The organism is Moheibacter sediminis (assembly GCF_900176425.1).
Taxonomy (GTDB): Bacteria; Bacteroidota; Bacteroidia; order Flavobacteriales; family Weeksellaceae; genus Moheibacter; species Moheibacter sediminis.
The window spans coordinates 90,495-114,605 of the sequence record NZ_FWXS01000010.1 but is presented as its reverse complement, the minus strand read 5'-3'; the positions used below and the strand labels follow the sequence as shown (position 1 = coordinate 114,605).

Sequence of the window (24,111 nt, the reverse complement as noted above, 5' to 3'; positions counted from 1 at the left end):
TTCTTCCAACTTTAAATCAAATTGCACTTAATTATTTTGAAATCAATTCTTTTGGTTAAATTTGAAACACAATTTTAACTCTAATTACTATGAAAAAAAATCTATTTTCTGCTCTTATTCTTTCTTGTTTTTCTTTTTCGCTTGCTCAAATCACTTACAATTCTTCAGATTTTGCTACCGTCGGAGAAACTTTTGAAGTAGTCAATATCATTGAAACCAACGGACTTGATTTCACACAAGCAGGCATAAATTATACTTGGGATTATTCTTCGATTCCGATAAGTGATGTTGCAAATTATGGTTATGAAGACCCGAATAATTCTCCATTTAAAAATACATGGTGCTTGTATCATTTTCATCTTTTCAATTGTGACTCGATGTTTGACCAGAATTTCAACATGGGAATGACTTTACCGCAAAGTTTCTCAATCGGTGAATATGCTTTTGAAAATCCTTACCAGCATTTGATGAAAACTTCCTCAGAATTACAATCCAAAATGTTTGGTGCCAATGTAAATCTGGGTGGAACGACTCTACCGGCAATTTTGGAATACAATGACCCTGATGTTTTGTTTCAGTTTCCGATGATGTACAACGCAGGATATACCGACACAAGTGGAATTGATATGGATTTCAACTCATTAGGAATTGATTTAGTGGTGACGATGGATGGAACGAGAACCAATAATGTTGTCGGCTGGGGTGAATTGAAAGTACGAAATCATACTTATGCAAATACAATAAAAGTCCGTTCTATTTCAAATCAGAATTTCAATATTTATTACGAAGAGCAACACAGCGAGGTTCCCGTTTCGGCAACTACTTATTATTGGTTTGACAAAAATTACGGCATTCCGGTTTTGATGGTCACAGGAACTGAAGTAGCCGGAGAATTTGTTCCCGGAATGGTTACCTATGTTTATCAAGATGGAATGGCTGTAAATGATTTAAATTCGAATCAGTCTGTAGTTTATCCGAACCCTACAACCGGAAAATTGAATTTGAAATTAAATCAAAATGAAACTATAAAATCGATTCAGATTTATGATCAATCAGGTAAATTAATCGGTAATCAATTGGATTTAAGTCAAAATCCAAAAGGAATTTATACTGTAAAAATTGAAACTTCAAAAGGGATTTATTCGGAGAAAATTATAAGGAAATAAAAAAGGCAAGCTGACTACATCACACCGCTACAACCGGATACCCTTGCTGTGTTCCCACCCTGGGGGATTGACCAGGAGCTGGTTGTGTAGGACTTGCCTCGGTGCAAATGTATAACAATTTTAAACTTTGCAAAAATTTAATCATTTCCTAACTCATGAGTTATATCATTTCCGGATTCAATTCTCACTTTTACTTGTGTGAATTCTTTTACCTTTGCCGTTATGTATAAGTATGTAATTTACGCCATCATATCAGGGCTGTTGCTGGCTTTCGGATGGCCTACACAAGGTTTTCCTATTTTATTGTTCTTTGGATTTGTACCGTTGTTATTTGCTGAAAATAAAATCAGCCAGATCAAAGATTTAAAAAGAAAAGGACTGAAAATATTTGGACTGTCTTATTTGGCTTTTATTATTTGGAATGCGATTGGGATTTGGTGGCTGCATTACGCGCAGGAATATAACGCTGACGGGGAGCTTCAAAATTCATGGATTTCCTATTTGTTTCCGGTGATTGCCAATTCTTTACTGATGAGCATCGTATTTCAATTGTTCCATTGGGTAAAATTCAAAGCAGGAAATTTTTATGGTTTGCTTTTCCTTCCTGCGATTTGGATGAGTTTTGAAAAATTTCATTTGAATTGGGAAATGACCTGGCCTTGGTTCAATTTAGGAAATGGATTTTCGAATTACCATCAATGGATTCAATGGTATGAATTTACGGGAACTTTTGGTGGGACGCTTTGGATTCTAGTTGGAAACATCATCGTTTTTTATTTTCTGTATGCTTTCATCAATACCAAAAAAACAGAATTCAGAAATAAATTAATAATTTATACAACATTGTGGATTGCGATTCCGATTGGGATTTCTTATTGGATTTACAATTCTTATGAAGAAAAAGGAAATGAGATCACGGCGATGGTTTTGCAGCCTGAATTGAATCCTTATACGGAGAAATACGCCAAAGATCCTTTCCAGATTGTGGATGGATTGATTCAACTGACACACCAAAACATCACACCTGAAGTTCAGTTTGTAGTGGCGCCAGAAACAGCATTTCCGGGACCAGGACCAGGACTGAACATGGATAAATTGGAATCGGATTTTTTGTTGGAACAATTTAAAAATAATTTCAGGAACTATCCGCAAATGACGTTTGTATCTGGTGTTGAGCTAATGAGGTTTTACCCGTATGAGAAATTGGCAACACCTACGGCAACTAAATATGGGAATTCCGATACTTGGGTAGATGTGACCAATTCTGCCATTCAATTTAACCAAAAAGATACGATTCAAACTTACCACAAATCGAAATTGGTAGTGGGTGTAGAACATTTTCCTTATATGAAAGTTTTGAAACCTCTTCTTGGTGATTTGATGCTGAACTTTGGCGGGACTGTGAGGACGCACGTGACACAGGAAGAACGCTCTGTTTTCAGAAATTCATTTAATGATGCGGTGATTGCGCCGATTATCTGTTATGAATCGATTTATGGAGAATATACTACAGGTTATGTGAAAAACGGAGCGAATGTTTTGTTCATCATGACGAATGACTCATGGTGGGGGAATACGGACGGACACAGAGAATTGCTGCAATTTGGAAACATAAGAGCAATTGAAACACGTCGTGACATTGTACGTTCTGCTAATTCCGGGGTTTCCGCATTTATCAATCAGAAAGGAGATATCATTTCTTCGTTAGGTTATGAAAAAGAAGGTGCTTTGACAGGAAAAGCTAAACTGAATGATAAAATCACTTTCTATACAAAACACGGAGATTACTTAGCTCGAATTGGTTTATTACTTTCTGGAATTCTTTTAGGCTATACAATTGTACTTCAGATTATGAATTTCCGAAAAAAAAGAAATTAGTTTACCATCAAACGCCCAAAGTATTTTTTATTTCCCACAGAAAAGTTAACTACATAATTTCCCTGCTTGAATAAGCTTAGATTTAATTTATAATCGTTTTCAAATAATTGAGATTCACTATAAACAATCTGACCCGCCAAGTTAAAAATAGATAAAGTTCCGAATCCGGCCTCGGGTAAATGAACATTGGCAAATTGTTTTGCCGGATTGGGATAAATCAATAATTTATCATTTGAAGCCGTAAAATCTTTAATGCTCATGATTCCACCCAAATCAATCATTGCAGTGAAATATTTTACTTCCTCCCAAAAAATAAAGGGATCATTATTAGGAATTACACCTGAAATCAAAAATTTAGAGCCATCTACTGGAAGAATATTTGCTATAGACTCACTTCCATTTGGAGGATCAAAATTGATTTCCAGCGTACTTTCTACTGATAAATCAGAATTTAATTTTACTATAAACAAATTTCCGTGTTCAGTTTCATCGATATATTTTTTATAAATGAATGCAGGTTTTCCATTGTCTAATATTGACAAATGAGCTTGCTGACCGATATTAAGCGGATCATTTATATATTCAAATGTAGACGAATGCAGAGGAGCCACTTCTAAAGGATTAAATTCCAGCAGGCTGATAAAAGCATTATTGCAGCTATTAAAATATGCCAAGTACATATTCCCATTAGTCTCATTATATACCATATCAAAAATAGCATAAACACATGTCATATCCGGAAATAATTCTAAACTGCTTATTTCCTGTCCGGTATTGCTATCCAATTTTATAACTTTAAACGTGCCAATCGCGTCCGAGTCCTGCCACACTATATCGTGAGTAAATTTCAATAAATGATTATCCGCGTTAAAAACCTTGTATTTTCTCAGCTGCCAGTGTTGAAGCTCTGTGAGATGCTCCCAGACAACCGAACCGTCACTAGAAGAAACACAACGAACCATATGCTGATTGCTATTTTGATATGAGAAGATTAAATTTCCATTTTCCATCACCAACACATCTTCTCCAAATGCTATTTCAACATTTGCCGAATATAAAAGTTCCGGGGTATCTGTATTGTTTAACTTGTATAATTGATGTTCCAGACCATCAAAAAGTGTCAAAAAAAGTTGCTCCTGCGAGATTATAAGATTTTGAGGATCGGCTATAAAATCAAATTCAGCAAAGTTTAGCTGGCTAAACCTTGTTACATTAAGAGAAGAATCAAATTGAAGAAAATATATTATGTCATCAACAAAGTTTGCACGAAAAACAACAGCAAACTCTCCATTCGGCAAATTGATCATCGGAGTAGATTTATCAAAATGAAGGTTTGTATCTAAGATTCCACTCAAAATTCCATCCTCAAAATACTTATAGATTTTCAAGGTATCATTTTCAGCAACTGAAATATAAACCGAGTTATGAACATCTTTAACTGCAGCAGGCGAAATAGGTGCAAAACCTCCAAAAGAATGCCTGTCAAAAACCTTATGCCATTCCAATAATTGTGCACTGGCAAACATTAAATTCAGAATCAAAAAAATAAGTATAAATATTTGTTTCATAAGATTTTATTTAAATTAAAAATAATGATTTTAGTTGAAAATAATTATATTATGACAAAGAATTTCATACATACTTGACCACACGGCGGAGGATGATTTGTAAGCCCTCAGTGTTATCAAAAAAACATTCTCAAAAAATTAATATTAAAAGTATTGTTTTTCTGAAATTTAAATTCCTATATTTGCAGTCCGAAAAAAAACACAGAACAAATGTCTAAAATTTGTCAAATCACAGGTAAGAAGAGAATGGTGGGAAACAATGTTTCTCATGCTAACAATAAATCAAAGCGCACTTTTGAAGTGAATTTGTTTAAAAAGAAATTTTTCATGCCGGAAACCGGAGAGTGGATTACACTTAAAGTTTCTGCTAATGGATTAAAAACCATTAACAAAATCGGTGTAGAAGAAGCAGTAAAACGTGGACGTAAAAACGGATTAATCGCTTAATAATAATTAATCATGGCAAAGAAAGGAAACAGAGTTCAGGTAATTTTGGAATGTACTGAACACAAAGAAAGCGGTATGCCGGGAATGTCTCGTTATATCACTACGAAAAATAAAAAGAACACTCCTGACAGAATTGAATTGAAAAAATTCAATCCGGTTTTGAAGAAATATACAGTTCATAAAGAAATCAAATAAATTAGCGAACCATGGCAAAAAAGACCGTAGCAACCTTACAAACAGGTGCATCTAAGAAAATGACGAAGGTTATCAAAATGGTAAAATCGCCGAAAACTGGTGCTTACATTTTTGAAGAAAAAGTAATGAATGCTGACGAAGTCGATAGCTTCTTCAAATAAAATTACGATTACAATATTTTAAAGGTTTTAAAGGTCACAAATTTGTGACCTTTTTTTGTTTCAACTCCTTATCTTTGCAACTTAAAGAAATTAAAATACGTGAGCTGGTTCAAAAAAATTCTCGGTAAAGAAAGCAAAGAAAAATTAGACGAAGGATTAGAAAAATCTAAACAATCATTTTTCGACAAACTCAGCCGTTCCGTTGCCGGAAAATCAAAAGTTGACGACGAAGTCCTTGACAACTTAGAAGAAGTGCTCATCACTTCTGATGTCGGCGTGGAAACAACATTAAAAATCATCAAAAGAATAGAAGAACGCGTTGCACGTGATAAATATGTAGGTACTGACGAACTCAACCGCATTTTGCGTGAGGAAATTGCTGGTTTACTTTCGGAGAACAATTCCGATCGGACCCGAGGATTTGAAATCCCTGTAAAAAATGAACCTTATGTCATCATGGTGGTCGGCGTCAACGGCGTTGGGAAAACTACTACCATTGGCAAACTGGCACATCAGTTCAAACAAAACGGTAAAAAAGTTGTATTGGGTGCAGGCGATACTTTCCGTGCGGCTGCAGTTGACCAATTGGTCATTTGGGCAGAACGAGTAGGTGTGACGATTGTGAAACAAGCAATGGGATCGGATCCTGCCTCGGTGGCGTTTGATACGTTGCAGTCTGCCAAAGCACAAGGTGCTGATGTGGTTTTGATCGATACTGCGGGACGTTTGCACAATAAAGTGAATCTGATGAATGAACTTTCGAAAATCAAACGTGTGATGCAGAAGGTTTATCCGGATGCACCACATGAAGTTTTATTGGTTTTGGATGGTTCCACAGGACAAAATGCATTTGAGCAGGCGAAACAATTTACGCAAGCGACTGAAGTTTCTGCTCTTGCCGTTACCAAACTTGATGGTACTGCAAAAGGCGGCGTGGTAATCGGTATCTCTGATCAGTTTCAGATTCCGGTAAAATACATCGGTGTCGGTGAAGGAATGAATGATCTGCAGGCTTTTGACAAATTTGAATTTGTGGACAGCTTCTTTGGGAAATAATCTTTAAAAATGCGACCGGGATACGAAGGGCTTGGTGCGAGCGTGAGCGAGTACGGAACCCCGAAGCAGCCCGATAAGTCGCCCAAAAATCAAGTTCAAATTCATAAATGTCATTTCTATCATCGAAGGTTTGAAATAAAAAACGCATCAGTTTTCACGGATGCGTTTGTATTTATATTTAATGGATTTAAATCTTATTCGGATTTGTCCCAATTTAATTTGAATTCACAATTGTTGTATTCATCATCAACTTTTATGAATGTATCAGGGATTTGTTCCCCTACCCATTTCATCAAAATTTCTTGCCTTTTGGTATTGATTGTCATATTTTTCAATCTTGAATAATCGGTTTCATAGTTCACTTTATGTGCCGGAACTACTCTTCTCAATTGTACAATTTTCAAAACCATACGTCTGTCAAACTCATCTTCGAAAGTAGATGAAATATCCCCTTCGTTTAAGGTAGCAATTGCTGCCAAAGTTTTTGCTGGTAATTTAGAACGCTCCAGACGGTCTTCTCCTGTTTGGTTATCGCTCAATCTTCCTGCATTGAATTTGGTATATTTGTCAACTGAAAAACGGGAAGCAACTTCTTTGAAAGTCAATTCTCCTTTTGATACCAATAAGCTCAAAGAATCTAATCTGGATTTGGTAATTGCAATTTCTTCCGGTGTTGGTTTCAACTGAATCAAAATGTGGCGCACATCTACCTCCTGTCCTTTTCTTTTGTCCATCATCGCAATGTGGTAACCGAAATCAGTTTTGAATGGATCTGAAATCTCGCCTTCCTGCAAATTGAAAATCACGGCATCAAATTCAGGCACCATCATTCCGCGGGTTACTTTGGTCATCAAACCTCCGTTGCTCGACGAACCAGGGTCGTTGGAATACAAAATCGCTTTGGTCGCGAAACTCGCTCCTTCTTCAACTTCTTTTTTGATTGTAGCCAATTGATCGATGACTTTTTGTTCATTTTCCGGAAAAATATCCGGATAAACGACGATGTGACTGATTTCAACTTCTTCCGGGACTTCCGGTAATTCATCTTTGTATTGCTCGTAAAACAAACGAACTTCTTCCGGTGTAGCATCAATTCCTTTGGTAATTAAACTTTGCTTTTCTTGTGAATAGGCCTGATCTTTCATAATTCCACGCAATTCCTGTTTAAATTCTGCCATGGTATTGTAACCAAAGAACTTAAGGATTTCCGCCTCAGGACCTTGTGTTAAAAATCTTTGAATCGTCCCATCTACCTGACGTGTTACCTGGTCATCTGTGATGTTGATCAAAGTATCTTCCTTTGCTTTGGATAATAAAATTTTGTCAACCAAAATGTTTTCAAGGAATTCACATTCATTTTCTATCTGATAACCTTGTGCTTTCGCCTGAACGAAATCACGTTCAATGTCAGAATCCAAAATGATTTCATTCCCAACCACAGCTGCAACTCCATCTAACTTAAATTGCTTGTCCTCAGGTTTTGGCTGTGCAAAAGCGATGACAGCTGCCATCACACAAAGGAATGATAAAATGTATTTGTTTGATTTCATTTGTAAATGTTATGTTTTAAAGTCAAATGAACGGCTCAGGGCTTTTCATTTATTTTGATTTCATTATTGTTAATGGCTTCTTTGTACAATTGTTTTTGTAAATCGCCGAGCAAATTTAACTTTCTTTTGTTAAGTAAAAGATTTTTTATCGTAGGTTTAACAAAATTAAACGGTGCTTCACTTCCTTTTGGCTTTAATTTAAGAATTTTAACCATCGTCACGAGGGAATCATTTGTGATTTTCAAGCGTCTTCTATTCAATAATTCTCTCAAATTATCCGCACCATTCAGCATCGGAATTTGTGCCGGCAGTATGTCTGCGCCATACCATACGCTGTCTTTGTCATGGTAATGATTTCCTGAAGTCAGCACGATTTTCATCAATTCATCAAAATCTTCATCATTTCCTGAATTAAATAATTTTTCAGCACGTAATTCATCCGATTTATTGACAGAAACATAACGGTACTGAACGATGTCTTTGCTCAATGGAAAACTTTCTTTGTGTTTTTCAAAATATGATAAAATCTCACTTTCAGGTAAAGAATCTTTCAGATTTTTTTCAATGAGATAATTATTATAAGCGTTGATTAATAGATCCTGACGGTATTCGACCATTTTATTGTCTATTTCCTTGAGTGTCAGCTCATCTATATTTTCTTCTGCTTTGTCAACGATTGCTTTCTTTTTTACCCATTCCTCGATGTAGGTTTTAACCAACTTTGCGCTGTCTTCTTTGCTCACGTCTTTTGGCAAAATCAATCGAATATCTTTATCAGTAAGGAAATGTTCGCCGTATTGAACAATTATTTTTTCGTCTTCTGCTTTCTTTTTTGAGAATTCTAATTTGTCTTTGCACGAAACAAATCCAACTACAATCAAAATCCAAATCAACTTCACTTTCATTAATCTTATTTTTCTTAGAACGAATTTATTTGTCTTTCATTATCCCATCACTTTCAAAGCAGAATTATAAGCGGCTTCAAAGGCAAATAAATTCAATCCGTGTTCTGCTTTTACACTTTCTGCGTAAGTAATTAATTTTTCTGTCGGAATGTTCCCTACCAAATCGCTTTTTGCCATCGGACATCCGCCAAAACCTTTGATGGCTCCGTCAAAACTACGGCAACCATTTTGATAAGCGGCGTCCACTTTCGTAAACCATTCGTTGTATTCGGAATGGAAATGCGCTCCGAATTCGATTTCAGGATATTTAGGAATTAAATTTTGAAATAATTCGCTCACATCTTCAGGATTTGCAACAGAAGTTGTATCGGATAAATTAATTTTAGTGATTCCAATATCCGCAAATTTATTTGCCCAATCTTTTACCAACTCCACGCTCCATTCATCTTTATACGGATTTCCAAATGCCATCGAAAAATAAATCAAAAGTTCTTTGTCAGAACCTTCTAATTTTTTCTGGATATTTTTTACAGCTTCAAATGCTTCCTCACGGCTTTTGTTGGTATTGTCTTGTTGAAATTGTTCCGAAATAGAAAATGGAAATCCTAAAACATCCACTTTATCATGTGCCAATGCGCGGTCTGCACCGCCTTCACTTGCTATAATTACCGATAATTTCGTTTCTGAATTTGATCTATCAATCCCGTTTAAAACTTCTTTTGTATCAGCCATTTGCGGAATGATTTTCGGAGAAACAAAACTTCCGCAGTCAATCATTTCAAAACCTACTTTCAGCAATTTCTGAAGATGGTCGATTTTATCCTGAGTCGGAATAAATTCATGCCGTCCCTGCATCGCATCTCTCGGACAATCCACAATCTTTATCTTTTGGCTCATTTTTGTTTGTTATTTGCGAATGGAAAGATATAGAATTTCCTACTTTTACCAAAAATTTTAAAGAAGATGGACAAAATTTGGAGTGATAAACTAAAAAACAGATTTTTAAAATATGTAAGTTTTTATTCGGAAAGCATTCCGTTTCAAGAGCAATTCCCCAGCTCAGAAAGACAATGGGACATTGCCAAATATTTATTTGAAGAATTAAAATCAATCGGACTGGAAGATGTTTCCATCGATGAAAACGCATATGTGATGGGATTTATACCTTCCAATATTGACAAAAAAGTGCCGACCATCGGATTCATTTCTCACTTTGATACTTCGCCAGATTATTCGGGAGAAAATGTAAAACCGCAAATCATTGAAAATTATGACGGCGGAAATATTTTGTTGAATGCAGAATTAAAAATGAATTTAAATCCCGATGAATTTCCTGAGTTGAAACAATACAAAGGGCAAACTATCATCACAACTGATGGAACAACTTTGTTGGGTGCAGATGACAAAGCGGGTGTTGCAGAAATCGTTACAGCAGCAGAATATTTGATGGCTCATCCTGAAATCAAACATGGAAGAATTGCCATCGGATTTACACCTGACGAAGAAGTAGGTCGTGGCGCAGATTTTTATCCGGTTGAAAAATTCGGAGCGGAATGGGCTTATACGATGGACGGAAGCGAAATCGGCGAGTTGGAATACGAGAATTTCAATGCGGCTTATGCGCACATCACTTTCAAAGGAAAAAGCGTGCACCCCGGTTATGCAAAAGACCAAATGGTCAATGCGAACAAAATCGCGAGAGAATTTGCGGATGAATTACCGGAAGACGAAGTTCCTGAACAAACAACCGGACGTGAAGGATTTTTCCATTTGCATACGATGAAAGGAAATGTTTCGGAAGCGGAATTGCAATACATCATCCGTGACCACGACATGGAACAATTCAATGCCAGAAAAGATTTGATCCAGCAAATTGTAAATGAATTCAAAGAGCAATACGGCGAGGACAATGTAACGCTGGAAATGAAAGACCAATATTACAACATGATCGAAAAGGTTAAGGAAAAATTTATTTCGGTTGAAATTGCTGAACAAGCATTGAAAGATGTAGGAATCGAACCAAACATCAAACCGATTCGCGGCGGAACTGATGGTTCTCGTTTGAGTTTTATGGGATTGCCTTGTCCGAACATTTTCGCAGGCGGACACAATTTCCACGGACCTTACGAATATGTTCCTTTGCAGTCTATGGAAAAAGCAACGGAAGTGATTGTAAGAATCGGAGAATTGGTTGCAGAGAAAGATTAAACATAGACACAAGTATTTAGACATAAGAGTCCTCACAAGTTTTAAAAATTTGTGAGGATTTTTCTTATCTTTAAAAACCAAACTCTTTTGCTATGAAAAAAATATTTCTACTTATTTTGATTTTACCTTTTGTTAGTTGGGCGCAGGTAGATTCTTTGGGTTTTAAAAATCAAAGTATAGGAGAAATGCTAACAAATTCACCAAGTTGTTTAGTCATTCAGTCTCATAAAAATAAAGATTTAGAAATTACAAAGATTAATTCAATCAGTGAAGGGGAAAATATTTTATATATTCTAAATGGTGTTCCGGTTTCTTTTGATACAATTAAAAACTTAAAACCAGACGAAATTAAATCCGTTAAAAGAATGGAAACAAAGGAATTAAATTTTAGTATTAATAAAGAATATGTAATTGTTGTTACAACAAAGGATTTAAACTCTAAATCAAATGAATACGACCTCACCGTTTTGGATTTGGGGTATGATAATTTCTTAAAAATGCAGCCTTCAGCGGGAACTTTTACTTTGAATTATTTACAAAACAAAAATCAACGATATGTTTCAGTATGGAATCAAAGAGTTTTGATAGGCAATCCTGAAATTTATGAAATGCCTATTGACTATGATTCCAAAATTTTTTACGGATTAGAATTTGAACATAAATTGTATATGTTTTTTAAATTCATTGAAGAGAAACATTCGGTTTCTCTTTTGTGATTTAGATATGAAAGAAAAACAAATAGATAAACTAATATTTGTTTTTACACTTCTCAAAATCTCCATTTTATAAAATAAATATTATTGATTTATAGTGCATTGATAAATATCATAACGCATTATAGCAGTTCATTCAATAAGTACGTTAATTTTGTTATTTTAATTTAGTCTAAATAAACTAATAATAATCATGAGAAAATATTTATTTTATATAGGATTTTTATCTTTAGTCCTATTAACTGGTCAATCTTTTTTAGGCTCATTATGGGCTCAGGCGAGAAGTTCACTATTATCCAACACAGAATCTTCTGAACTCAATAAAGACGATACAAATTCTTATGGAACTTTAAAGGAGAATGGAATTCTATCTCCACCAGCTAATGACAACTGTGAAGATGTTACGCCAATACAATTAACCAATGGCATTCCTGTTACTTTCATAGGTACCACCGTCGGAGGAACTGCTAGTGATGATGAGATGAATAATTTGGGAGAAGCGGTGGTATGGGAAGCCGTAACGCTGACAGAATGTAGTACATTGACTGTGGACTTTTGCGGAACTGCTGCCGGCAATATGAACGAAATATATACCATCGCCGCAAAAGATTGCTTTTTCAGTGATTTTTCTTATCCCAATGAATATAATGATTGCGATGATGGTAATAAAAGTTATACGTTTAAAAATTTGCCCGCAGGAACTTATTATCTTCCGATTATGGCAAACCCTGATTACAGTACATTGGGAGAATACACGATGAACGTGATTGCAGTGGCTTGTCCTTCTGCTCCTGCGAATGATAACTGCGAAGACATTACTCCTACTGTGTTGACCAACGGGACTTCCGTTAGTTTTACAGGTCAAACCGAGATGCAAACTGCGAGTCCGGAAGAGTTAAGTGTTTTTGGAAGACCTGTTGTTTGGGAGGCAGTAACCCTGACAGGTGAATGCAATAATCTTACAGTGGACTTTTGTGGAACTACGTCTCAATTCGCATCAACCATATACTACACAAAGAGTTGTCCTGCATCTGAATATTTTTCAGCACACCGTTCTGATACCTCAACCTGTAGTGATGGAAATACAACAGCTCATTTCTATAATTTACCCTCGGGGATTTATTATCTTCCAGTCATACTTGACCCATATAGCGGCAATCCGACAGGAAGTTACACGATGAATGTTATTTCCGAAAATTGTCCTCCTGCCCCTGCAAATGATAACTGCGTGGACGTAGCGCCAACACAGCTTACTAACGGAATTTCTGCCAGTTTTTCTGGTACTACTGTGGGAGCGACTGCAAATCCAGCAGAGACGGTTATTGCAGGCAATAGACCTGTAGTATGGGAAGCAGTAACCATTACCGGAGAATGCAATACACTTTCCGTAAGCTACTGCGGAACCCCGGCAAGCACTAATGTTGGTATGAACAGTTTCATTACACAAAGCTGCTCTCCAACGGCAGGAGAAAGAATGTATTCCAATACCACTGACTTTTCAAGCTGTGAAGACGGTAAGTTAACTTTATATTGGTACAACCTTCCTGCCGGAACCTACTATATTCCGGTCATAACTGACTTATCAAGTAGCACTCTGGGCGAATATACAATGACCGTGCTTTCGGAAGACTGTCCAACTGCGCCGGCAAACGATAATTGCGAGGATGTTATACCAACGGAACTGATCAACGGAATTCCCGTGACCTTTAACGGTACAACTTTAGGCGGAACCTCAAATCCCCACGAAATAAGTGTATTTGGAAAGCCTGTGGTTTGGGAAGCTGTGACCCTTACGGGAAGTTGTAATAATCTGACCATAGATTTTTGCGGAACGGATTCGGAAATTGTGAATTACTGGAGTATGTTGAAAGTCTATTTAGATTCCTGTTCAGCTACAACTTATACAACGGGAATTGCCAACAACACAAGTTGTGAAGGAACTTATGAGTTGGGAACCGTTCATTTCTATGACCTGCCTGCGGGAACTTATTATATTCCAATTGCGATAAACTATAATAAATTAGGAGAATATACAATGAATGTGATTTCAGAAGATTGTCCTGTGATACCTGAAAACGACAACTGTGAAGACGCGATAGCACTTACTTGTGGTAACACCTATACAGGCTCTACTATGGGAGCATCAGATTCAGGAGGAAATCCTGCCAAAGATGTATTCTATACTTATACAGGAAACGGTACGGAGGAATTTGTAACGCTATCCTTGTGCGGATCGAACTATGACACATATATAAGAGTATATTCGGATTGTACTTTGACAAATGAAATTGCATTTAATGATAATTTCTGTGGCACGCAGTCGCAGGTCAGTTTTACTTCCGACGGAACTTCGAATTACGTTATTATGATTGAAGGAGCTGGTTCAAGCTTTGGTAATTATGAGTTGAAAGTTAATTGTACAGGAACAGATATACCTGCAAATGACAACTGTGAAGATGCAATAGCGCTATCTTGTGGAGAAACAGAAATGGGTAACACTATTTTTGCAACTGACTCAGGTGGTAATTCCACGTCTGACGTATTTTATTCTTACACCGGAGAAGGTGAGCCTGAACTTGTGACAGTTTCACTTTGCGGATCTACATACAATACATATTTACGTGTGTTCAAAGACTGTGCATTAACAGAAGAGATTGTTGCTAACAGTAATTCTTTATCCTGTCATGGAAATCAGTCAGAATTATCTTTTGTTTCAGACGGGATTTCAACTTATATCATTATGGTAGAAGGTAAAATTTATCCTGAATCGCTGTCAAAAGGTGCTTATGAAATCAGTTTGACCTGTGGTGAAGCACCAGCTGAGCTTAATTGTGAAACCACTTTAGTTCCTTCAGACAATATGCAAGATGCTATGACTTTGGGACACGTAGGAAGCTTTGGAACTCAATATGCTGTAGACATTCCGGTGGGTGACAATGGTTATACAATAGAGGGGTTTGTGCCTACCGTTCTTAGTCCGTCCACGTATTTTAATTTTATATTTTTTGAAGATAACGATGGAATTCCGGGAGAAGAATTGTTTACCAGAGCCGGAGCCATAGAAAGCAGTGAAAACTTGGGAACTTTATTTTCTGTACCGGTTCTAAAATACACAGTTAAATTTGATCCGGTTGTATTTCAACCAAATACAACCTACTGGATACAAATAGATTGCAATTCAATGGGCTGGGGATATACTGAATTTGAACCGATGAGGCTTGGTCATCCGGATGCGGCTTATAATTGGACAGACGATGTGTGGGAAAGTATGGATTCGAAAGACCAGCTTGCTTTTGAGTTGATTTGCTCAGAATTAGGAGTTTCAGATTTAAATTCTTTTGAATTTTCATATTATCCAAACCCAGTAAAAGACATACTGAACATATCATCCAAATCTAAGGTGAAATCAGTATCGGTATTTAATTTAACCGGTCAGAAAGTAATCAATGATTTAAAAGTTACGAATGGACAAATTAATGTTGATTCATTGACTCCGGGAGCTTATGTATTTAGAGTAATACTTGAGGGAGATCAAGTTGAAACATTTAAAATCATCAAAAAATAATCATCATTTCTACTCAGATTAAATCCCGATGACTTTCATATCTCACCAATAAGTCATCGGGTTTAATTCATTTTCAAAAATTTAAATGAAATATCTCTGTAATATATTTTTCCTTTTCGTTGTTTCCGTAAGCTTAAACGCCCAATTACAGAAAGCATATTGGTATTTTGGTTACAATGTTGGTTTGGATTTTACCAGTGGAAATCCGGCAATTGACACCAATGGTATGGTTGAAACGATGGAAGGATGCACAAGTATTTCCGATGAATATGGAAATTTACTGTTTTATTCAGATGGTCAAAAAGTTTATGATCGAACCCATAACATCATGCAAAATGGTCAGGGTTTAAATGGTCATTCTTCAAGTACTTCATCTGCCGTTATTTTACCCAAACCAAATGATTGCAATCTCTATTATTTATTTACGATAGATGCACGAGAACGACGCCAAAAAGGAATTCAATACAATATAATTGACATGAGCCTCAATGGCGGGATGGGCGCTGTCCTAGAAAAGAATATCGAAATTCCTATAAACGGAATTCAGCAAGGTTATGAAAAGTTGGCGGCAATAAGTAATTCTGATAAAACAGGTTATTGGATCGTAACCCATTTCGAAGGTAATTTTTATGCTTTTTCAATTGATGAACACGGAATAGATTTAAACCCGATAATTTCTCCTTCAACCATAGGTAGTGAGAAATTTATAGGTTATTTAAAGGCATCACCTGATGGTTCAAAATTGGGCATGGGTATGTTTTCTTCAGCCAACAATGAAAATGCAGGCTATTTATCTGTTTATGACTTTGATACTGAAACAGGAATTGTTTCGAATGAAACTATTTTATACGAGCCTACAACCACACCCGGAAATTATTATGGTATTGAATTTTCTCCAAATGGAAATCTATTATATGCCACAAATATAATCTTAGGGAATACACTGAAAGTATATATAGAACAATATAATTTAACTGCTCCTTCGATCATAAATTCGAAATATATAGTTTCCTTAAATGCACATTATGGAGCATTACAATTAGCTTTGGACGGGAAAATTTATAATTCAGGACATCAGGATTCGAGTAGTAAATACATTGGTGCTATCAAAAATCCGGATGTAGCCTATAATCCTGGAACAGGAGAGGTTCCCTCTTATGACCGCAAGTATATAGATTTAAGTCCCTATATAACCCAAATGACTCCTTCATTTGGATTGCCTACTTTTCTAAATAATTATTTTCGGGTATCCATAAATGTCAATGGATTATCGATAGATGAAGAACAGCTTTATTGTTCGGGAAATACTTTGGATTTTAACTATTGTTATCAAGGTGGTGAAATCGAGAGCGTTCATTGGAACTTTGGAGATGGACAAGAATCTACGGAAATGTATCCACAACACAATTATTCTGAACCTGGCACATATACAGTTACCCTAACTTTGATAGTAGATGGAGAAGAACACATCCGCACTTTTGAAATTACAATAACCGGTCCGCCGAATGTTGAGCAAATGTCTGATTTAGAAGTTTGTTTAGATGAAGGAGAATCTTATACCTTTAATTTAGATGAAATTAATGTAGGAAACGCTTCTGACATCGTTACATTTCATTTATCCCAAGAAGAAGCTGAAAATAATGAAAATCCACAGACTGCTTACACTACAGATGAAACCACTACAATCTGGGTAAGAATAGAAGACGAAAATGGATGTTTTGTTTTGCGCACTTTTGATTTAATAATTAATAATACTCCAGAATTTTCCATTGATGAAATGGTAGAGATTTGCTTAGGAAATTCTATCACCATAGAAGTTCAGACTGCTGTAGAAAATACAGTAAAATGGTACAATGGAGAATTTGATGAAATTCCTTTTTTTGTTGGTATGAGTTACACTACTCCTGAATTAAATCAAACCACAACTTATTGGATAGAAGCTCAGGCAGGTGAATGTATATCCGAAAGACAGAGACTCATTATAATGGTAAACCAATTACCGACAATCGAATCTTTAGCAGCAGATCCGGTTTGTATTGGAAGTTCTTCTGAACTGAGTGTAGCAACCAACGGAATTACAGTAAATTGGTACGAAAACGAATTTGACACAAATCCTGTTTTCACAGGAAATCCTTTCATCACTCCTCCTCTCAACAGCTCTGTTACCTTTTATGCAGAAGCTGTAAGCACTGAAAACTGTAATAGCGAAAGAATTCCTGTAGAAGCATTTGTTATCGATGAAATAATTCCACAGTTTGAGCAGATAGAACCCGTTTGTTATGGTCAAGAATTTACCTTACCAAATCAATCCATCAACGGAATTACTGGAAATTGGACACCGGTAGCCAACAATACTGTAACGACAACTTATACTTTTCATCCCGATGAAGAACTATGTTCAACACAAGAAATAACTATGACGATAGAAGTTGTTGAAACTCCAGAACTCTATTTACCGGAAGAAGAAATTATCAGTTGTGTTGCCCAGCCCGTTACGATTACAGTCAGTTCAACCGGAGAGATAATAAATTGGTACACATCTGAATTCTCTGGATCACCCATCCATACAGGGAATACCTATTCAATAGAACTTACGGTTACCACCACATTTTGGTTGGAGTCTCAAACAGGAAGCTGCACATCAGAGAGAAAACCCATAACAGTAACCGTGTATCCGACTCCCGAGATGCAGGAATTGGAAGATATATTAATCTGTGAGGGAACATCCTACGAATTTACTGCTCCTGAAGGATTTGATTATTACGAATGGACTGACCAGTATGGCAACATCATAAGTACAGGGCCAAATATTGTTTTCACAGAAGAAGGATTGTATAAGCTCATCGCAGGAATCAATGCTATACCTTGTCCCATTTTCAGAGACCTTGAAGTAAGTTTCTCAACTGCACCAGCCATCACAGAAATCAAAACAACAGAAAATACGCTTACAATCTCTGTTTCCGGAAACGGACCCTTTGAGTACAGTCTAAACAACATCTTTTGGCAAAGCAGTCCGGTTTTTACAAATCTGCAATCAGGAATTTACTACGTTTATGTACGTGACATAAAGGGTTGTGGTTCCTCATCCAAACAAGCAGGCATAATTGGTGTACCCAATTTCATCAGCCCAAACGGAGATGGCAGAAACGACACATGGCAAATAAGAGGTATCGAAGCTTACCCCAACTCCAGATTACAAATATTCGACAGATATGGAAAACAGTTTGTTGATAAAGTATTGCAAACAAATTATGAATGGGACGGAAAATACAACGGTCAATCTCTTCCTAGTGGAAGCTATTGGTACATTTTAACTTTGGAAAACGGAGACAGAATTTCAGGACACATCAATTTAAGGAATTGATAATTTAAATTCGATTTTTAATTTTAAATTAAATTTAAATATTTAGAACTCGTAGGTTGAAAATCAAAATTCTTTTTGGCTTAATCTTTGAAATTAAATTCGCAAAAAATTCAAAGATGAAAACCATATTTTCAATCCTAATAATCGCCTTATTTTCTATATCATTCGCTCAAAAAACACAAAATTTAGGCGAATTTAATTTTGTGGAAGTTTTCGATAAAATTCCGGTTACATTGGTCAAATCAGACAAAGATTACATTGAAATTTCCGGCTCCCGAGCAAACGAAGTAGAATTAATTACTAAAAACCAACAGCTTAAAATCCGAATGAATACAAAAAATCTGCTCAAAGGTGATGAAGTAAAAGTAATACTTTACTATCAAGGATTAAATGAAATTCATGCCAATGAAGGTGCATACATTTCATCTGAAAATCCTATTAGTGCTTCCACAATTTTATTGAACGCAAAAGAAGGTGCGGAAATCCGTTTGCCCATCGAAACTAATTCATTGGAAATTAAAACCAATACCGGCGGTAAAATTTATGTGAATGGAACTGCAGATTTTCAATCTGTAATTTCCAACTCCGGCGGGATTTATGATGGAGAAAAATTGGAAACTGCAAAAACTGAAGTTACCGTAAATGCAGGCGGAGAAGCCAAAGTTTATGCCACAGAATCTGTCAATGCCAAAACACGTGCCGGGGGAAATATTCATATATTTGGCGGTGCTCAGGTAACACAGGAAAAAATTGCCGGAGGAAAAGTTCACATACATTAGAAAATGCAAAGACGCGACTTTATCAAAAAATCTTCTTTTGCGGGAGGATTATTATTTCTGAATCCGGTTTTGGATTTGAATTTATTTCAGGAATTTTCACAAGATGAATTAATCGGAAAAGGAAATCCTGCCTTGTATGGAGAAGATTTCAAATTGCGCGAAACTGCACGTCTGGATTTTAATTTAATGAAAAAAGCCGCCAAAGAAAGCGGATTCAATATCCATGTGGTTTCTAGCTACAGAAATTATACGCACCAAAACGGAATCTGGGAGCGCAAATACAAAAGCTATCGGAATCAAGGGCTTTCACATCAGAAAACCATCGAAAAAATTATCGAATACAGTACGATTCCCGGAACTTCGCGCCACCATTGGGGTACAGATTTGGATATCATCGACAGCACCAAAGGAATTCCCTCAAATCCATTAAGCGAGACGCATTTCAACGAAGGCGGACGCATGCACAAATTCAAATTATGGCTGGATGAAAATTCAGAAAAATTCGGATTTTATTTGGTTTATACCAATGTCAAAGGAAGAAAAGGTTTTGCGTACGAACCTTGGCATTTTTCTTACAAACCACTTTCATTCAAAATGCTGAAAGAATATAAAATGCTGGACATCAAAAAATTACTTCAAAATAATAAATTAATGGGAAGTGAAAATTTCACGGATGAATTCATCGAAAAATACACACGTGAAAACATTTTGGACATCAATCCTGACTTATTGCCGTAAAAATCCCGGCTCTGAACGGATTGAATGAAAACAATTAAATCAAAATTTCACCAAAACGCGAAAAGCCGGGACAAGAATATATAATTATTTTCCGCCTAAAAATGCTTTGAGCATCCATGCGGTTTTTTCCTGAAATGAAATGAAATCACTCATCATAGAATTCGTTCCTTCATCATTTAATTCTGAAGATTTATCTAAAATTTCTCGTTCGATTTTGAGTAATTCCTGAATCGAATCCAAAACCAATTGAACTGATTTCGCCGCATCTGAAACATTTTTACCAACTTTTACCGATGCATTTTCTATGTAATCTTCAAAAGTATGAAGCGGCGTAACGCCCAAAGTTAAAATCCTTTCCGCCACCAAATCAACCTTTTCCTGCGCGTCCAAATACAATTCTTCAAATTTCGGATGAAGCTGAAAAAATTGCTCACCTTTGATATTCCAATGCACACCACGTAAATTTTGATAATACACCTGAAGATTTGCCAATAATACATTCAAATCTTCGGAAATTTCTTTACTGTTTGATTTTTCCAAACCTATCGTTGTTAGTTTCATAAAATTAAAATTTAATTAAATATTGAGATTTCAAATTCCAGTCTCTATAATATTTTGCTAAAACCATTCCAAACTGACTCTGTTTTCATCTCATTTTGATTAATATTTTTAGGAAATAAATTTTCACGCCTTTTAATTAAATACCTTCGCAAATTATAATTCTTGCCTTGAAAGATTACAATCTAATTTTTGCGATTTTGGCTGTTGCCATCATTTGGGGAACTACATTTTTAGGAATCAGGATTTCTGTGGAAACAATACCGGCTTGGTTTGTAGCAGGAATTCGACAACTTCTGGCGGGAATTATTTTATTTTTTGTTTTAATTTATAAGAAAGAATTAAAATGGATTGGCTGGAAAAATCTCAGAATCCAGATTATATTTTCAATCCTGATGCTCATCATCGCCAATGGAATGACGACCGTTGCCGAAGAAAATATTTCAAGTAGCCTGGCTTCGCTAATTAGCGCTATCACACCTATTTTTGTTTTTATCGGAAGTATCGTTTTTGGGCTGCAAAAATTTAGCTATCGCTCGCTGGCTGGGATTTTGATGGGATTTGCAGGAATTGTCTTTATATTTTGGGATGGGATTAATGATTTGCTCAACCGCGATTTCCGTATGGGAATTATTTTTCTGTTCATTGCAATTTCAGGTTGGGCACTCGGAAGTATTTTCACTAAAAAAATGAATTATAAAAATGAAAATATCTTTTTGAATTTATTTTATCAATTTTCATTCGCAGGAATCGCTCAGTTAGTTATTGCATTTACATTTACTAAAAATTATAATTTTGAACACTGGAATTTGAGAAGTGGTTTGTCGGTAATTTATCTGGCGATTTTCGGTTCTGTCATTGCTTATTTTGCTTTCCATTATGCCTTGAAAAAAATAACCCCTACTCAGATTTCGATTTTATCTTATGTAAATACGATCATTGCAATCTTTCTGGGTTGGTTGATTCTTGACGAAGAAATTTCATTCAAATTTATCATTGCAGCGGTTTTAATAATTTTCGGTGTTTTTATCACAAATTACAAACCGAAACCGCTTTCTAAATGAAGCATAATTTTTATCAGGTTCGATAAATTCATTTCAAATTAATGATAATTAAAATTTATACTTTTTGTACATTTATCAAAAATTTCTATAAATGACACTTGTTCAATTACAATATGTTTTGGCTGTCGCTGAATACAAAAATTTCACGCTTGCCGCCGATAAGTCTTTCGTAACGCAACCGACTTTGAGTATGCAGATTCAAAAGTTAGAAAAAGAATTAAACATAGAAATATTTGACCGATCGGGGCAGCCAATTAAATTGACTCAAATCGGAGAAAAAGTAGTGGAACAAGCCAAAATCATTTTGCGCGAAGCCAACAAAATGTCACATTTGGTTTTTGAGGAAAAAGGACAAGTGGAAGGCGATTTTTATATCGGCGTCATTCCGACAGTTTTGCCGACTTTGGTTCCGATGTTTTACAGAACTTTTGAAAAAGCTTTTCCAAAATCAAACCTCATCATCAAAGAAATGCAGACCGATGAAATCATCAATGCACTTCAGGAAGGAACATTGGATTTCGGGATTGTCGTGACGCCTTTGCACGAAGAACACATTGTGGAAAAAGTGCTGTATTACGAGCCTTTGGTAGGTTACGTTCCGGCCTCACATCCATTACATGCAAAAAAATCGATTGATGTTTCTGACTTGGAATCGGATAGTTTGTTGTTACTCAAAGAAGGACATTGTTTCCGAAATAATGTGTTGAATTTATGCGAACCTGCAAAATTGAAAGCGCAGCCTGTTCGTCTAGACAGTGGAAGTTTGGACACTTTGGTTAAATTAGCAAATGAAGGTTATGGAATGACTTTGCTACCTTCTTTGCACGCGGAAGATTTACCTTCTGAATTTAAAAAGAATGTTCGTTATTTTACTGACCCTGCGCCGACACGTCAGGTAAGTTTGGTTTATCACCATTCTAATTTAAGAACTTCTTTTGTAGAAAATTTAGGCAAAACGATTCAAAGTGTTTTACGCGGAAAAATCTTTTTGGATAAAAATGAAAATGTGACTTCACCGTTAATTAGTCTGCCGAAGTAAAAAGATTCTTCGTTCGTCAGAATGACAAACCTGAATCATTCTGTGAATTATCAAGCAAAACAAAATCAAGCAAAACCATCGCCGCCAATGCTTCTACAATTGGTACTGCCCGTGGCACTACACAAGGATCATGTCTTCCTTTGCCTTGCATTTTTACGATTTCACCTTTTGAATTAATTGTTTCCTGTTCCTGCATAATGGTGGCTACAGGTTTAAATGCCAGACGAAAATAAATATCCATCCCATTGGAAATTCCTCCTTGAATTCCTCCGGAAAGATTTGATTTTGTAGTTCCATCTTCGTTGAATAAATCGTTGTGCTCTGAACCTTTCATTTTTGCACCGCAAAAACCGCTTCCGTATTCGAAACCTTTTACCGCATTGATTCCTAACATTGCCTGACCTAATCTCGCATGCAATTTATCAAAAATCGGCTCACCCAAACCAATCTGCACATTTTTTAAAACACAAGTTACCGTGCCGCCAATGGTATCGCCTGCTTTGCGTACTTCGTGAATCTTGGTAATCATTTGTTCAGCTACTTCCTCATCGGGACAACGAACTATGTTGGATTCTACTTTTGAAAAATCCAATGCCTGATAAGGCTTTTCCAGAAATAAATCTCCGACAGAGGAAGTGTAAGCATTAATTTCTATCCCTTTCAGAATTTGTTTTGCGATGGCTCCACCGACAATCCAATTGGCAGTTTCACGCGCAGAACTCCTTCCTCCTCCTCTATGGTCGCGGATCCCATATTTTTGCTGGTACGTAAAATCGGCATGTGACGGACGAAATACATCTTCGATATGACCATAGTCTTTTGATTTCTGGTTTTCGTTTGGTATGATGAAGCCAATGGAGGTTCCTGTGGTTTTTCCTTCAAAAATTCCAGAAAGAAATTTTACGGTGTCACTTTCTTTTCGCTGTGTAACGATGTTGGACTGTCCGGGTTTTCTACGGTCAAGCTCATATTGAATTTGTTCAAAATCAAGTTCAATTCCTGCAGGACAACCGTCAATAATTCCTCCAAGTGCTTCGCCATGGCTTTCTCCAAATGTTGTAAGTCTGTAATTTTTTCCGATGGTGTTCATATCGTAAGCAAATATAAAGAATTATACTCGGGTATGGTTCTTGAGATTTAATTCGAAAAAATAAGCT

The 24,111-nt window shown here is 36.2% G+C and carries 20 protein-coding genes and 1 other RNA gene; 14 read left to right on the top strand and 7 right to left on the bottom strand.

Annotated features, from left to right (window positions below):
* Positions 1–89 precede the first annotated feature (89 nt).
* The gene (locus tag B8977_RS13525) at positions 90–1,166 is read left to right on the top strand and encodes a T9SS type A sorting domain-containing protein (RefSeq protein ID WP_084018535.1); all 1,077 of its coding nucleotides are present in this window, start codon (positions 90–92) and stop codon (positions 1,164–1,166) included.
* Here B8977_RS13525 and ffs read toward each other — a convergent pair.
* An RNA gene (gene ffs, locus B8977_RS13520) (signal recognition particle sRNA small type) lies at positions 1,167–1,265 on the bottom strand.
* 123 nt (positions 1,266–1,388) lie between these two features.
* Here ffs and lnt point away from each other — a divergent pair.
* Positions 1,389–3,044 (top strand): apolipoprotein N-acyltransferase, encoded by a 1,656-nt coding sequence (gene lnt / locus B8977_RS13515; RefSeq protein WP_084018532.1) that lies wholly within the window; start codon positions 1,389–1,391, stop codon positions 3,042–3,044.
* Here lnt and B8977_RS13510 read toward each other — a convergent pair.
* Entirely contained in the window at positions 3,041–4,612 is a 1,572-nt protein-coding gene (locus B8977_RS13510; protein WP_084018528.1) for a T9SS type A sorting domain-containing protein, read from the bottom strand. The genes lnt and B8977_RS13510 overlap by 4 nt on opposite strands.
* A gap of 210 nt (positions 4,613–4,822) precedes the next feature.
* Between B8977_RS13510 and rpmB the strand changes: the two genes are divergently transcribed.
* From rpmB to ftsY, 4 genes are all read left to right on the top strand, one after another.
* Positions 4,823–5,059 carry a 50S ribosomal protein L28 gene (gene rpmB / locus B8977_RS13505; protein WP_084018526.1) on the top strand — a complete coding sequence of 79 codons (237 nt, stop codon included), beginning with the start codon at positions 4,823–4,825 and terminating at the stop codon, positions 5,057–5,059.
* Positions 5,060–5,071: 12 nt separating this feature from the next.
* Complete coding sequence (rpmG, locus tag B8977_RS13500) at positions 5,072–5,254, top strand: 50S ribosomal protein L33 (RefSeq protein ID WP_084018523.1); 183 nt, start codon at positions 5,072–5,074, stop codon at positions 5,252–5,254.
* Positions 5,255–5,265: 11 nt separating this feature from the next.
* On the top strand, positions 5,266–5,415 hold the full coding sequence (locus tag B8977_RS13495; protein ID WP_084018519.1) for a DUF4295 domain-containing protein: 150 nt from the start codon (positions 5,266–5,268) through the stop codon (positions 5,413–5,415).
* 99 nt (positions 5,416–5,514) lie between these two features.
* Positions 5,515–6,471, top strand: a complete 957-nt coding sequence (gene ftsY, locus B8977_RS13490; protein ID WP_084018516.1) for a signal recognition particle-docking protein FtsY — start codon at positions 5,515–5,517, stop codon at positions 6,469–6,471.
* Between the two features lie 194 nt (positions 6,472–6,665).
* Here the strand turns inward: ftsY and B8977_RS13485 are convergent, their stop codons facing one another.
* From B8977_RS13485 to B8977_RS13475, 3 genes are read right to left on the bottom strand one after another with little or no spacing between them, the layout of a single operon-like run.
* Positions 6,666–8,021, bottom strand: coding sequence for a peptidylprolyl isomerase (locus B8977_RS13485; RefSeq protein WP_084018513.1), 1,356 nt, complete (start codon positions 8,019–8,021; stop codon positions 6,666–6,668).
* Between the two features lie 35 nt (positions 8,022–8,056).
* Positions 8,057–8,926 (bottom strand): hypothetical protein, encoded by an 870-nt coding sequence (locus tag B8977_RS13480; protein WP_084018510.1) that lies wholly within the window; start codon positions 8,924–8,926, stop codon positions 8,057–8,059.
* Positions 8,927–8,965: 39 nt separating this feature from the next.
* Entirely contained in the window at positions 8,966–9,823 is an 858-nt protein-coding gene (locus B8977_RS13475; RefSeq protein WP_245828566.1) for a hydroxymethylglutaryl-CoA lyase, read from the bottom strand.
* Positions 9,824–9,889: 66 nt separating this feature from the next.
* On the opposite strand from B8977_RS13475, the gene pepT reads away from it, so the two are divergent.
* From pepT to B8977_RS13445, 6 genes are all read left to right on the top strand, one after another.
* On the top strand, positions 9,890–11,134 hold the full coding sequence (gene pepT / locus B8977_RS13470; protein ID WP_084018507.1) for a peptidase T: 1,245 nt from the start codon (positions 9,890–9,892) through the stop codon (positions 11,132–11,134).
* Between the two features lie 92 nt (positions 11,135–11,226).
* Complete coding sequence (locus B8977_RS13465; RefSeq protein WP_084018504.1) at positions 11,227–11,850, top strand: DUF6146 family protein; 624 nt, start codon at positions 11,227–11,229, stop codon at positions 11,848–11,850.
* Positions 11,851–12,040: 190 nt separating this feature from the next.
* Positions 12,041–15,412, top strand: coding sequence for a T9SS type A sorting domain-containing protein (locus tag B8977_RS13460; RefSeq protein WP_084018501.1), 3,372 nt, complete (start codon positions 12,041–12,043; stop codon positions 15,410–15,412).
* Between the two features lie 85 nt (positions 15,413–15,497).
* Positions 15,498–18,776 carry an Ig-like domain-containing protein gene (locus B8977_RS13455; RefSeq protein ID WP_084018497.1) on the top strand — a complete coding sequence of 1,093 codons (3,279 nt, stop codon included), beginning with the start codon at positions 15,498–15,500 and terminating at the stop codon, positions 18,774–18,776.
* A gap of 116 nt (positions 18,777–18,892) precedes the next feature.
* A complete protein-coding gene (locus B8977_RS13450) occupies positions 18,893–19,555 on the top strand; it encodes a head GIN domain-containing protein (RefSeq protein ID WP_143736527.1) in 663 nt (220 codons plus the stop codon).
* 3 nt (positions 19,556–19,558) lie between these two features.
* The gene (locus tag B8977_RS13445; protein ID WP_084018492.1) at positions 19,559–20,293 is read left to right on the top strand and encodes a M15 family metallopeptidase; all 735 of its coding nucleotides are present in this window, start codon (positions 19,559–19,561) and stop codon (positions 20,291–20,293) included.
* A gap of 84 nt (positions 20,294–20,377) precedes the next feature.
* On the opposite strand, the gene B8977_RS13440 is transcribed toward B8977_RS13445, so the two are convergent.
* A complete protein-coding gene (locus tag B8977_RS13440; RefSeq protein ID WP_084018489.1) occupies positions 20,378–20,854 on the bottom strand; it encodes a Dps family protein in 477 nt (158 codons plus the stop codon).
* A gap of 167 nt (positions 20,855–21,021) precedes the next feature.
* Here B8977_RS13440 and B8977_RS13435 point away from each other — a divergent pair, with 167 nt between their 5' ends.
* Together B8977_RS13435 and B8977_RS13430 are read left to right on the top strand one after the other, a co-directional pair.
* Entirely contained in the window at positions 21,022–21,915 is an 894-nt protein-coding gene (locus B8977_RS13435; RefSeq protein WP_084018486.1) for a DMT family transporter, read from the top strand.
* Positions 21,916–22,006: 91 nt separating this feature from the next.
* Complete coding sequence (locus B8977_RS13430; protein ID WP_084018483.1) at positions 22,007–22,954, top strand: LysR substrate-binding domain-containing protein; 948 nt, start codon at positions 22,007–22,009, stop codon at positions 22,952–22,954.
* Between the two features lie 16 nt (positions 22,955–22,970).
* Here B8977_RS13430 and aroC read toward each other — a convergent pair whose 3' ends face one another.
* Complete coding sequence (aroC, locus tag B8977_RS13425; RefSeq protein ID WP_084018480.1) at positions 22,971–24,044, bottom strand: chorismate synthase; 1,074 nt, start codon at positions 24,042–24,044, stop codon at positions 22,971–22,973.
* Positions 24,045–24,111: the final 67 nt, after the last annotated feature.

What these genes read in the sequence shown, in the direction of transcription:
- B8977_RS13525 (WP_084018535.1), top strand. Translation starts at nt 90, where the DNA reads ATGAAAAAAAATCTATTTTCTGCTCTTATTCTTTCTTGTTTTTCTTTT.
- lnt (WP_084018532.1), top strand. Translation starts at nt 1,389, where the DNA reads ATGTATAAGTATGTAATTTACGCCATCATATCAGGGCTGTTGCTGGCT.
- B8977_RS13510 (WP_084018528.1), bottom strand. Translation starts at nt 4,612, where the DNA reads ATGAAACAAATATTTATACTTATTTTTTTGATTCTGAATTTAATGTTT.
- rpmB (WP_084018526.1), top strand. Translation starts at nt 4,823, where the DNA reads ATGTCTAAAATTTGTCAAATCACAGGTAAGAAGAGAATGGTGGGAAAC.
- rpmG (WP_084018523.1), top strand. Translation starts at nt 5,072, where the DNA reads ATGGCAAAGAAAGGAAACAGAGTTCAGGTAATTTTGGAATGTACTGAA.
- B8977_RS13495 (WP_084018519.1), top strand. Translation starts at nt 5,266, where the DNA reads ATGGCAAAAAAGACCGTAGCAACCTTACAAACAGGTGCATCTAAGAAA.
- B8977_RS13485 (WP_084018513.1), bottom strand. Translation starts at nt 8,021, where the DNA reads ATGAAATCAAACAAATACATTTTATCATTCCTTTGTGTGATGGCAGCT.
- B8977_RS13480 (WP_084018510.1), bottom strand. Translation starts at nt 8,926, where the DNA reads ATGAAAGTGAAGTTGATTTGGATTTTGATTGTAGTTGGATTTGTTTCG.
- B8977_RS13475 (WP_245828566.1), bottom strand. Translation starts at nt 9,823, where the DNA reads ATGAGCCAAAAGATAAAGATTGTGGATTGTCCGAGAGATGCGATGCAG.
- pepT (WP_084018507.1), top strand. Translation starts at nt 9,890, where the DNA reads ATGGACAAAATTTGGAGTGATAAACTAAAAAACAGATTTTTAAAATAT.
- B8977_RS13465 (WP_084018504.1), top strand. Translation starts at nt 11,227, where the DNA reads ATGAAAAAAATATTTCTACTTATTTTGATTTTACCTTTTGTTAGTTGG.
- B8977_RS13460 (WP_084018501.1), top strand. Translation starts at nt 12,041, where the DNA reads ATGAGAAAATATTTATTTTATATAGGATTTTTATCTTTAGTCCTATTA.
- B8977_RS13455 (WP_084018497.1), top strand. Translation starts at nt 15,498, where the DNA reads ATGAAATATCTCTGTAATATATTTTTCCTTTTCGTTGTTTCCGTAAGC.
- B8977_RS13450 (WP_143736527.1), top strand. Translation starts at nt 18,893, where the DNA reads ATGAAAACCATATTTTCAATCCTAATAATCGCCTTATTTTCTATATCA.
- B8977_RS13445 (WP_084018492.1), top strand. Translation starts at nt 19,559, where the DNA reads ATGCAAAGACGCGACTTTATCAAAAAATCTTCTTTTGCGGGAGGATTA.
- B8977_RS13440 (WP_084018489.1), bottom strand. Translation starts at nt 20,854, where the DNA reads ATGAAACTAACAACGATAGGTTTGGAAAAATCAAACAGTAAAGAAATT.
- B8977_RS13430 (WP_084018483.1), top strand. Translation starts at nt 22,007, where the DNA reads ATGACACTTGTTCAATTACAATATGTTTTGGCTGTCGCTGAATACAAA.
- aroC (WP_084018480.1), bottom strand. Translation starts at nt 24,044, where the DNA reads ATGAACACCATCGGAAAAAATTACAGACTTACAACATTTGGAGAAAGC.